Origin of the sequence: Prochlorococcus marinus CUG1416 (assembly GCF_017695965.1) — a bacterium.
Lineage (GTDB): Bacteria > Cyanobacteriota > Cyanobacteriia > PCC-6307 > Cyanobiaceae > Prochlorococcus_A.
The window spans coordinates 436,370-445,596 of record NZ_JAAORM010000002.1 but is presented as its reverse complement, the minus strand read 5'-3'; the positions used below and the strand labels follow the sequence as shown (position 1 = coordinate 445,596).

The 9,227-nt window shown below is 28.8% G+C and carries 14 protein-coding genes; 9 read left to right on the top strand and 5 right to left on the bottom strand.

Features of this window, described 5'->3' with window-relative positions:
• Positions 1–21 precede the first annotated feature (21 nt).
• Together HA146_RS03840 and HA146_RS03835 are read left to right on the top strand one after the other, a co-directional pair.
• The gene (locus HA146_RS03840) at positions 22–1,287 is read left to right on the top strand and encodes a M16 family metallopeptidase (RefSeq protein WP_209108235.1); all 1,266 of its coding nucleotides are present in this window, start codon (positions 22–24) and stop codon (positions 1,285–1,287) included.
• On the top strand, positions 1,284–2,501 hold the full coding sequence (locus tag HA146_RS03835) for a M16 family metallopeptidase (protein WP_209108234.1): 1,218 nt from the start codon (positions 1,284–1,286) through the stop codon (positions 2,499–2,501). Before HA146_RS03840 ends, HA146_RS03835 begins: the two co-directional genes overlap by 4 nt.
• A 1-nt stretch (position 2,502) precedes the next feature.
• Here the strand turns inward: HA146_RS03835 and HA146_RS03830 are convergent, their stop codons facing one another.
• The gene (locus HA146_RS03830) at positions 2,503–2,712 is read right to left on the bottom strand and encodes an NAD(P)H dehydrogenase assembly family protein (protein WP_209108233.1); all 210 of its coding nucleotides are present in this window, start codon (positions 2,710–2,712) and stop codon (positions 2,503–2,505) included.
• A gap of 106 nt (positions 2,713–2,818) precedes the next feature.
• On the opposite strand from HA146_RS03830, the gene ftsH reads away from it, so the two are divergent.
• Positions 2,819–4,732 carry an ATP-dependent zinc metalloprotease FtsH gene (gene ftsH, locus HA146_RS03825; RefSeq protein ID WP_209108232.1) on the top strand — a complete coding sequence of 638 codons (1,914 nt, stop codon included), beginning with the start codon at positions 2,819–2,821 and terminating at the stop codon, positions 4,730–4,732.
• On the opposite strand, the gene clpP is transcribed toward ftsH, so the two are convergent.
• Positions 4,729–5,328, bottom strand: a complete 600-nt coding sequence (gene clpP / locus HA146_RS03820) for an ATP-dependent Clp endopeptidase proteolytic subunit ClpP (protein ID WP_257469897.1) — start codon at positions 5,326–5,328, stop codon at positions 4,729–4,731. The genes ftsH and clpP overlap by 4 nt on opposite strands.
• 23 nt (positions 5,329–5,351) lie before the next feature.
• On the opposite strand from clpP, the gene psb29 reads away from it, so the two are divergent.
• Positions 5,352–6,020, top strand: coding sequence for a photosystem II biogenesis protein Psp29 (gene psb29, locus HA146_RS03815; RefSeq protein WP_209108231.1), 669 nt, complete (start codon positions 5,352–5,354; stop codon positions 6,018–6,020).
• 140 nt (positions 6,021–6,160) lie between these two features.
• Here the strand turns inward: psb29 and petN are convergent, their stop codons facing one another.
• Positions 6,161–6,262 (bottom strand): cytochrome b6-f complex subunit PetN, encoded by a 102-nt coding sequence (petN, locus tag HA146_RS03810; RefSeq protein WP_011376303.1) that lies wholly within the window; start codon positions 6,260–6,262, stop codon positions 6,161–6,163.
• Positions 6,263–6,377: 115 nt separating this feature from the next.
• On the opposite strand from petN, the gene HA146_RS03805 reads away from it, so the two are divergent.
• Positions 6,378–6,653, top strand: coding sequence for a DUF2103 domain-containing protein (locus HA146_RS03805; RefSeq protein ID WP_209108230.1), 276 nt, complete (start codon positions 6,378–6,380; stop codon positions 6,651–6,653).
• A gap of 259 nt (positions 6,654–6,912) precedes the next feature.
• Here the strand turns inward: HA146_RS03805 and HA146_RS03800 are convergent, their stop codons facing one another.
• On the bottom strand, positions 6,913–7,182 hold the full coding sequence (locus HA146_RS03800) for a hypothetical protein (RefSeq protein WP_209108229.1): 270 nt from the start codon (positions 7,180–7,182) through the stop codon (positions 6,913–6,915).
• 133 nt (positions 7,183–7,315) lie between these two features.
• Between HA146_RS03800 and HA146_RS03795 the strand changes: the two genes are divergently transcribed.
• From HA146_RS03795 to HA146_RS03785, 3 genes are all read left to right on the top strand, one after another.
• Positions 7,316–7,753, top strand: coding sequence for a hypothetical protein (locus HA146_RS03795; protein ID WP_209108228.1), 438 nt, complete (start codon positions 7,316–7,318; stop codon positions 7,751–7,753).
• A gap of 75 nt (positions 7,754–7,828) precedes the next feature.
• A complete protein-coding gene (locus HA146_RS03790; RefSeq protein ID WP_209108227.1) occupies positions 7,829–8,005 on the top strand; it encodes a hypothetical protein in 177 nt (58 codons plus the stop codon).
• A gap of 40 nt (positions 8,006–8,045) precedes the next feature.
• Positions 8,046–8,402, top strand: a complete 357-nt coding sequence (locus HA146_RS03785) for an alpha-2-macroglobulin (RefSeq protein ID WP_209108226.1) — start codon at positions 8,046–8,048, stop codon at positions 8,400–8,402.
• Between the two features lie 299 nt (positions 8,403–8,701).
• On the opposite strand, the gene HA146_RS03780 is transcribed toward HA146_RS03785, so the two are convergent.
• Positions 8,702–8,884, bottom strand: a complete 183-nt coding sequence (locus HA146_RS03780) for a hypothetical protein (protein WP_209108225.1) — start codon at positions 8,882–8,884, stop codon at positions 8,702–8,704.
• Positions 8,885–9,027: 143 nt separating this feature from the next.
• On the opposite strand from HA146_RS03780, the gene HA146_RS03775 reads away from it, so the two are divergent.
• Positions 9,028–9,222, top strand: a complete 195-nt coding sequence (locus tag HA146_RS03775; protein WP_209108224.1) for a hypothetical protein — start codon at positions 9,028–9,030, stop codon at positions 9,220–9,222.
• Positions 9,223–9,227: the final 5 nt, after the last annotated feature.

Below are 9,227 nucleotides of genomic sequence, written 5' to 3'. Positions count from 1 at the left end.
GAGTTTAAAGAGAGAATTTAAATGAATGTAGGAGAAGTTAACTACTATACTCATTCAAGCAAAACTAGATGTGTATTTGTGGATAATAAAGAATTACCGCTTATAAGCATTGATATTTGGTGCAAAGCAGGTTCTTCATTTGAGGCAGTTGGTAAAAATGGCACTGCTCATTTTTTAGAACATATGATATTTAAAGGCTCTAATAAAATAATGCCCGGTGAATTTGATCATAAAATCGAATCACTTGGCGGATTAAGCAATGCTTCAACTGGTTATGATGATGTACATTACCATGTCCTCGTTCCCCCAATTAACTTTAGAGAATCACTTGCTCTTTTGACAAATATAGTTGTTTCTCCGAATTTTAATGCTGATGAATTTGCCAAAGAAAAAGGGGTAGTCATTGATGAAATAAAACAACAAAATGATCAACCTGAGGAAAATTTATTTAATTATTTTTTAAAAAGGGTTTGGCTAAGTTCTAATTATTCTAATTCGATATTAGGAACAGAGCAAAGTATTAAAAATTTGGAGATAAATGATCTTGAGAGTTTCCATAGTAAACATTACAATATAGAAAATATATGTATTTCAATTGCAGGCAATATCACAGGAAATATTTATAAAATTTTTGAGAAAAGTGATCTATCTGGGATAAATAAAAAACCAATTTTTAATAATTCAAATGTTGTAAATATAAAAAATAATAAACCTAACTTACGAATTAGAATAGGTAGAGAAACAATTGAGTTTGATAATTTAGAGTTTTCAAGAATATTTATGGCCTGGTTTATCCCAAACCTCACTGATCAAAAAAATATTATTGGATTAGAAATATTAGCATCAATACTCTCTGTAGGAAGAAACAGCCGGTTAGTAAAAGTTTTAAAAGAGGATAAAAATCTAGTTGAATCAGTTTATGTAGATGTCAATGCTGGTGAATTAGGAGGATTATTTATTATTGAAGCGAGTTGTGAAAAGAAAGATATTGATTTAGTAGAGAATCAAATTATTAAAACAATAGATGAAATCTCAGATAAAAAAATTTCAACTTTAGATGAAATAGCAAAAGCTATTAATATTGTAAAAAGCAACTATGTTTTTAATTTAGAAACATCTACACAGCTTTCTTCATTCTTTGGAAATGAACTTCTTTGGGGGAGGAAATCTTCAATTAATAATTTAGAAAGACATTTAAAGTATTGGAGTGATTTAGATAATTTCAAAGAAATCACTCAATTCATCAAAGGAGATAAATTCACTCTAATTGCCTCACCTAGTAAATGATAAAAAGATATTTCTTAAATTATAAAAAAAGAAATTTTTCTACTGCCTCAATTTGGATTAAAGGGGGAAGTAATAAGGATTGTGTTGGAAAAAGAGGAATCAACAAGATTCTTTGTTCATTACTTACCCGAGGTTGTGAAGGATTTGATAATTTTTCCCTTTCTGAATATATCGAATCCTACGGAGCAGAATTAAATCAAGAAGTATTTGAAGATGGTATTTCGTTAAGTATGAAATCCCTAAATGAACATTTTAGTAAGTTACTTCCTTTATTGGATTTAATAATTAACAAGCCGATTCTCTCGGAAATTGAATTTCAAAAAGTAAAAAAATCCTCTATGGATTTGATAAAAAAAGATAAAGAGAATCCATTTAATATTTGTTTTGAAAAATGGAGAAAAATTGTTTATTTAGGCCATCCTTATGCTTTCAATCCAATTGGCAATGAAAAGGATATCTCAAATATTACCTATAACGATGTTTTAAGTGAGTATAAAAATTTTAAGATAAGAGAAAAGTATATAATTTCAAACAATTTGGAAATAAATGGAGAAAATTTAGCAACAGTAGATCAAAAAATTTCAAAAGAAAAATCAAGCTCTCAAATTAATATTTTAGATCCGATGTATAGATTTAATTACATTAATAATGATTCAAATCAAACAATAATAATGATCGGGAATCAAACATGTTCTCGTAGAAGTAGTGAATACTTTCCACTTAAGTTATTGGAGTCATATTTATCTTATGGAATGAGTGCTGCTTTATTTAAAATATTTAGGGAAAAGAATGGAATTACCTATGATCTTGGGGTTTTTAATCCTATTAGGAGTGAGAAATCTCCATTTTTAGTCTATTTATCGGTTTCAAATACAAATGCCCTTTTTGCCTTTGAACTTTTATCTGCCCTCTGGAAAGAGTTACTTTTTACGCCTTTAATTGATGCTGAAATATTCTTAGCTAAAGAAAAATTAAAAGGTTCTTTTCTTTTAGGGAATCAATCCTTAGATGAAATTTTACAGAGAAAGATTCAATTGATAAGCTATGGTGTAGAACCTATTTCAGAAACTGATTTAGATTCAAAAATAGATGCAATATCTTCATTAGATATTCTCAAATTGACTAATAAATATTTTTCAAAACCATTTTTGAGTATTTCTGGAAATAAAAAAATATGTTTAGAAATTAAAACTAGGTGGAGCAAAAACTTTTAGTTTAGAATTTCTCAATTTTATCAATATCAATTATAAATGAGCCTCTTCTAAACTTTACTTCAACAGTATCTGGAGATTTTATTGAAAGTATTTCTCCAATTTCATCAATTGCTACTAAATCAGGTGGTCGCAGCATTGGCATATTATCTGAAGTCTTTAAATAGGTAACTGGCATAATCAACTTAACTTTATCTTTAATTTCAAATTTCATTAAAAGATCAAATATACCCAAACTAATATAAGCATAAAGTTAGAGAAAATATCAACGAAATGTGCTTATTCATTCTAGAATCTATGAAATATTTTCAAATAAATTAATGAATCAGAAATTTAAAACATTAATTTTATGGGCTTTACCTATACTTTTAGTAATTGCACTTTCCTACCAATTTTTATCATCTAGTAATATTGATTCACTTAAATCAAATGGGACAACAGTTGCTCCAAGAAATTCTGCGGTAGCAAGAGTTAGTTATGGAAGATTCTTAGATTACATTAAGTCAGGAAGAGTTACATCAGTAGACATTTTTGAGGGTGGTAGAAATGCAGTTATAGAGACAATAGACTCAGATTTAGATAATAAAGTTCAAAGATTGAGGGTAGATCTTCCAGGCTTAACTCCAGAACTCATAAATAATCTAAAGAATGAAGGAATTAGTTTTGATGTGCATCCTGTCAAAACAGCACCTCCTGCTTTAGGAATTTTGGGTAATTTACTTTTTCCAGCTATTTTGATAGGAGGTTTAATTTTATTAGCTAGGAGATCAAATGGCATGCCTGGAGGTCCCGGGCAAGCAATGCAATTTGGAAAGACAAAGGCAAGATTTGCCATGGAAGCCGAGACAGGAGTTGTTTTCGATGATGTAGCAGGTGTTAATGAAGCCAAACAAGACTTACAAGAGGTTGTCACTTTTCTAAAAAAACCAGAAAAATTCACTTCTGTAGGAGCAAGAATTCCTAAAGGGGTTTTATTGGTCGGACCTCCTGGAACAGGTAAAACCCTTTTAGCTAAAGCTATTGCAGGGGAAGCAGGGGTCCCATTCTTTTCATTATCAGGTTCTGAATTTGTTGAGATGTTTGTTGGTGTCGGTGCAAGTAGAGTAAGAGACCTCTTTAAAAGAGCGAAAGAAAATAGTCCATGTTTAATTTTCATCGATGAGATAGATGCTGTTGGAAGGCAAAGAGGAGCTGGTATTGGAGGCGGTAATGATGAAAGAGAACAAACTCTTAACCAACTTCTCACTGAAATGGATGGATTCGAAGGTAATAGTGGCATAATCATAATTGCAGCCACAAACAGGCCTGATGTATTAGATTCAGCGCTTATGAGACCAGGTAGATTCGATAGGCAAGTAACTGTAGACGCCCCTGATATCAAAGGTAGACTATCAATTCTAGAAGTTCATTCGAGGAATAAGAAACTACAAGAGGAATTAACACTTGAAAGTATTGCAAGAAGAACTCCAGGTTTTACCGGAGCAGATTTAGCAAATTTACTTAATGAGGCAGCTATCCTAACTGCCAGGAGAAGAAAAGATTCTATTAGTATCTCAGAAATTGATGACTCTGTAGATAGGATTGTAGCTGGGATGGAAGGTTCTCCTTTAACAGATGGGAGAAGTAAAAGATTAATTGCTTACCATGAAGTGGGTCATGCTCTTATCGGTACATTAGTAAAGGCTCATGATCCTGTTCAAAAAGTAACTGTTATTCCAAGAGGTCAAGCTAAGGGATTAACCTGGTTCACTCCTGATGATGAGCAAACCCTAGTGAGCAGAGCTCAACTAAAGGCTAGAATAATGGGCGCATTAGGAGGAAGAGCTGCCGAAGATGTTGTTTTTGGGAAAGGAGAAATTACGACAGGTGCCGGTGGTGATTTTCAACAAGTTGCTTCTATGGCCCGCCAAATGGTTACAAGATTTGGGATGAGTGATTTAGGTCCAATAGCTCTCGAAGGAGGTAATCAGGAAGTTTTTGTAGGTAGAGATTTGATGACTAGAAGCGAAATTTCAGATTCTATCTCAAAACAAATTGATGAAAGTGTAAGAGTAATGGTCAAGGAATGTTATAAAGAAACTTACTCTATCGTCAGTAAAAATAGAGAAGCAATGGATAAAATAGTTGATTTATTGATAGAAAAAGAAACCTTGGATGGTGAAGATTTTGTTAATATTTTATCTAAATACACTTCCATTCCTGAAAAAGAAAGAACACCTCAATTATTAAATTAATTTCCAATAGGTTTTTTATCTAAGACTAAATCTATTAACCCATATTCAACGGCTTCTTTCGGAGACATATAAAAATCTCTATCAGTATCTTCTTTAATAGTTTCATAATCCTTACCAGTTCTCTCTGATAATTCAGTATTAAGACGATTTTTTAAATACAAAATCTCATTTGCTTGGATTCTTATGTCACTAGCTTGGCCTCTAGCCCCTCCAAGTGGTTGATGTATCATTATTCTTGAATGCCTAAGACTGCTTCTTTTACCTTTAGTACCTGCCGACAACAAAAAAGCGCCCATACTAGCTGCTAAGCCTACACAAACTGTATGAATATCGGGCTTAACATGTTGCATTGTGTCAAATATACCTAACCCATCATAGACTGATCCGCCTGGTGAATTTATATACATATAGATATCTTTATCGGGGTCTTCTGCTTCAAGGAATAATAACTGAGCAACAATTCGATTAGCAGTGTCACTAGTAACTTGTTCTCCTAAAAAGATTATTCTCTCTCTTAACAATCTCGAATATATGTCAAAGACTCTTTCGCTTCCGCCAGATTCTTCCAAAACTAAAGGGATCATAATAATTTTCATCTGCTTATTAGATATTAACGATATTGAGTCAACATGCGCTAACCTTATTAAGGTTTACATATAAAAAATTGAAAGAAAAATTGAAAGAAAAATTGACTGTTTCAGATAGCAAAAAGTTATTTTATGAACAATTCCCTTACGCTATTCCAGGTTTATATAAAAGAATAGTTGATGAAATGCTTGTAGAACTAAATCTTTTAAATCATCAAAATGAATTTACACAGGATTATCTCTTTTGCGTTGGTCTAACCGAAACATTCAAAGAATTAATGAAAGGATACAAACCTGATAAACATTTAAATCTTCTTTTTAAATCTTTATGTAGCTCTACCAATTTTGAAGCCAAAGAAATTAAAGAAATCTCTCAAAATTCTCAAGAAGATTTCAAGGATAAATCATCTAAAGATTTATTGAACTTATTAAAAGAAAAAAGCAATTCTAAACTTTATCCGTCAAGGATATTGAACTTAGGAGTGTATATATTAATTTCAAATTCCCAAGATCTAAAAGGGAAAAGTGAATTAGAAATGAATCAGATAATCTCTGATATAGTTGAAAAGTTAGGCCTATCTATTAATAAAGCTGAAAAAGATATTGGAATTTACAAAAGCACTTTATCAAAAATGGAACAAGCAAAAGAATTAATTGAAGAACTAAGAATAAAGGATAAGAAAAAAGAACAAAAACAATAGTATTTATTTTTTTGATCTTTTTTTATCTTTCCAAGAGACATAAGATATGTAAATCACAGCGAATGTTATGAATATAAGTAAAACGAATGAAGTAAAGATAAGAAATTGACTTAAATTGACTTCATAAGTTAAGAATAAAATCATATGTCAATAGAGCCGTCGCCATTTCTTCCCCAAACAACCATTGCAATTGAAAAAGTAAAAATTGCGGCTAAGGCAGCCCACCCAATCTGAAAAATCATTAGATTTGAATCACTTACATAAATATAACAGAACTTCAAAATTTATAATCATTTCTGAGCTAAAGTTAATTTCTCAGAAATAGTATTTTGTAAATATAATAAACATAAATTGAAATTGGGAAGACTAGTATTAAACCATAGTACAAATATTGAAGGTCTAATTCCAATTCTGCAGAAGTTAGCCCTTAACATAGACATCAAAACAATAACTCCTGCTGCGATATCAAGAGTTAGAGGAAGATCTTCTAAATTGATAATAAGACTATCAGTGAAAACTATAAACGGATATAAAGCTATAGCAAGAAAGGGTAAAACAGCCCAAGAAGTTTTTATTTCAACAGACTTAAGTAAAAATGAATTAAAACAAATAATAGATATTTATAATAATTAATTAATTTAATAAAATATAATTAAATAAAAATTTTTCAAAAAATTAATGAAATTAATATTAAATTTCTTTTTATTTATATTTGCTTTGCTAATGATGGGGGACAAATCATTCTCACTTACTGATTACAAAATAAGAAAAGTCTGTGAGAAAGAGAAAAGGGAGTCAATTTGCATAAAAAATTTAAAAGAGAAAAGGTCTAATTTAAAAAAAGGCAATCTAATTGAAATACCAGTAATACCCTATAAAAGGTAATTACAATTTAAATTTCAAATTCTGATTCGAAAAGATTAAAAGCATTATTATAATTTTTCAGAAGTTCTTCAGAATTATCATTAAATCCTTTTTGTTCATAATCTTCTTTTAATTCATCATACAAATGGACAACTCTTTTGAATGAACTCATATATTCTTTTTGTATATCTTCATCATCGATATCATATATTTTGGCCAAAACTAATTCGACATTTTTTCTTGATGAATATATTTTCTTCTCGAAATCTTTATTTAACTTCCTTCTTTTTTTTGGCATCTATAAATTTTATTTTAAATACAAATTTACAATACCCAAATTCTTAGATAAATTAAATTAAAACTTATAAAATAAAAATATAGTTTCCAAATCACAATAAAACTCCTATATTCCAAATAAATTATTCAATTATATGAATAAAAAAGGAACAAGTAATCCTAAAGTGGTTAAAAAACAAAATCATGAAGCTAAGAAAATGAATACTTCCGAAGACTCTAAGAGAAAGAAAGATAAGAACCTTCCATGGTGGGTAGAGTTTTTATTTGTTCAAATCGGATTACCAGATAACTTATTAATAAAAATACTAAGAGCAAAAAAGAAATCTAAAGAAATAATAGAAAATGATAAAAAGTCATTAATAACATTCTTTTTTGTAATAGCTATGTTCGCATATTTTTATCCAGTGATTAAACATGCCAAAAATAAATTAGATTGTGAAGCGATTGCTAAAAATTATATTATTAAAAATAAAAATATAATCCGAATTAACAAGAGGGAGTTGAAAATGTTGTCAACAAATTTTTGTTATGGTGGTGAAGAGATCTACGAAATTGAAAATCTTAAAAATTAAAATTCTAAGCATTTCCAATGTATCTCCTACATATCACAATAATTTTTACTTAAAGTTTATTTAAATTTTAATCCCATGACTGATATAAGAGAAAAGAAAGACCACGTTAAAATGCATTTAAAAGATTTAAGGCAAAACTTAAAAAAAATGCATTTAGCAGTTACAGAAGAATTAATATTGCCGCAGCCAGAGGAAGTAAAAACATTGATGAATAAACTTGATCATCTATTAAAATTAATAGAATCAAAATAAACTATAATTTATACTGCTTGCTTCATCAAAATAAAAAAAAATGAAAAGAATAAAACAATTTTTACGAATATTTTTAGTTGTAATTTTCTTAACTTCCTGCAGAAAATCAATTAATAATGATTACCCCATAATTAATTCTGAGGAAAATATTAATAATAATATTAATAAGATTTCAGAAACGCAAAGGATGGAAATAAAGTTTTCCTGTGGAGATGATGGGATTTCAGAATACTTAGATAATGGATGGATTATCTTAAAAGAAGATACTCAAGAAAAAATTTGTACTTGGAAATCTATTCCTGCCACAAAGAATTGTGATATGGAAAAAGATAAGGGATGCAAAATAACAAAACCAGATAAAATAGGAGAAGAGAAGATTTATTTATTAGAAAAATAACTTTATATTATGAATCCAAAATCAGAATATTTAGTAGATTTAATTTTCAAGAAATTAAAAGATTACAATTCTAAAGAAATTCACTTAGATAAAGAAGTCTTTAAGAAATTTATTTTTTCACTTTTAAAAGAAAACTAAATTCAAAGGGAAATATAATAAAAACTGTTACTATTAAAAAAAAACTTTAAATGTAATTATGTATAACTTTTCATTTATAACTATTTTATTAATTTTTACATTTATTGTAAGCCTTTTTTTCTTATATAAGGTTACTTCAAATGCAAAGAATTAAAAATATTTTAGATAATTGGATCTTCTCTAAGTAGTAAGACTGTATGGTTACTCAAACCGTCCTTAATCCATTCCTTATATTCCTCTAAAACACAATTTTTATCAGAATCATCTAATAAACTAATTCTTTTTTTTGCATTATCTATGGCTAAATTAATACAGAATTCATAATTATTGGAATTTTGATTCATTAGTTTTTTTTAATAATTTTAGTAAATATAATTATCTACTCTGTATTACAAATAACAATAATAAGTTTTCATTTAATAAGCGTATCAAGCAATACTGAAGAGTTTTCTATATATTTGTGATAATTGTTTTTTTTATAATACTTATGTCATACGAAGCCGGCAGTAAAGAATGTAGACATTTGATTGAGGCAAAGGAAAATCTTCTTTCAGCAATGGATTCCTTAAGCAATATTAATTCAACTGATCTATTACAAATTCAAATTAAAGAAATATACAATAAACTAGAAATGATGCACGATAATCGAAAAAAAATAGAATCGGAAACTAATTATTTATAAATTTA

Excerpts from the sequence above, each read along its gene's own strand:
- HA146_RS03840 (WP_209108235.1), top strand. The coding sequence starts at position 22 with ATGAATGTAGGAGAAGTTAACTACTATACTCATTCAAGCAAAACTAGA.
- HA146_RS03835 (WP_209108234.1), top strand. The coding sequence starts at position 1,284 with ATGATAAAAAGATATTTCTTAAATTATAAAAAAAGAAATTTTTCTACT.
- HA146_RS03830 (WP_209108233.1), bottom strand. The coding sequence starts at position 2,712 with ATGAAATTTGAAATTAAAGATAAAGTTAAGTTGATTATGCCAGTTACC.
- ftsH (WP_209108232.1), top strand. The coding sequence starts at position 2,819 with ATGAATCAGAAATTTAAAACATTAATTTTATGGGCTTTACCTATACTT.
- clpP (WP_257469897.1), bottom strand. The coding sequence starts at position 5,328 with ATGAAAATTATTATGATCCCTTTAGTTTTGGAAGAATCTGGCGGAAGC.
- petN (WP_011376303.1), bottom strand. The coding sequence starts at position 6,262 with ATGATTTTTCAGATTGGGTGGGCTGCCTTAGCCGCAATTTTTACTTTT.
- HA146_RS03800 (WP_209108229.1), bottom strand. The coding sequence starts at position 7,182 with ATGCCAAAAAAAAGAAGGAAGTTAAATAAAGATTTCGAGAAGAAAATA.
- HA146_RS03795 (WP_209108228.1), top strand. The coding sequence starts at position 7,316 with ATGAATAAAAAAGGAACAAGTAATCCTAAAGTGGTTAAAAAACAAAAT.
- HA146_RS03790 (WP_209108227.1), top strand. The coding sequence starts at position 7,829 with ATGACTGATATAAGAGAAAAGAAAGACCACGTTAAAATGCATTTAAAA.
- HA146_RS03785 (WP_209108226.1), top strand. The coding sequence starts at position 8,046 with ATGAAAAGAATAAAACAATTTTTACGAATATTTTTAGTTGTAATTTTC.
- HA146_RS03780 (WP_209108225.1), bottom strand. The coding sequence starts at position 8,884 with ATGAATCAAAATTCCAATAATTATGAATTCTGTATTAATTTAGCCATA.
- HA146_RS03775 (WP_209108224.1), top strand. The coding sequence starts at position 9,028 with ATGTCATACGAAGCCGGCAGTAAAGAATGTAGACATTTGATTGAGGCA.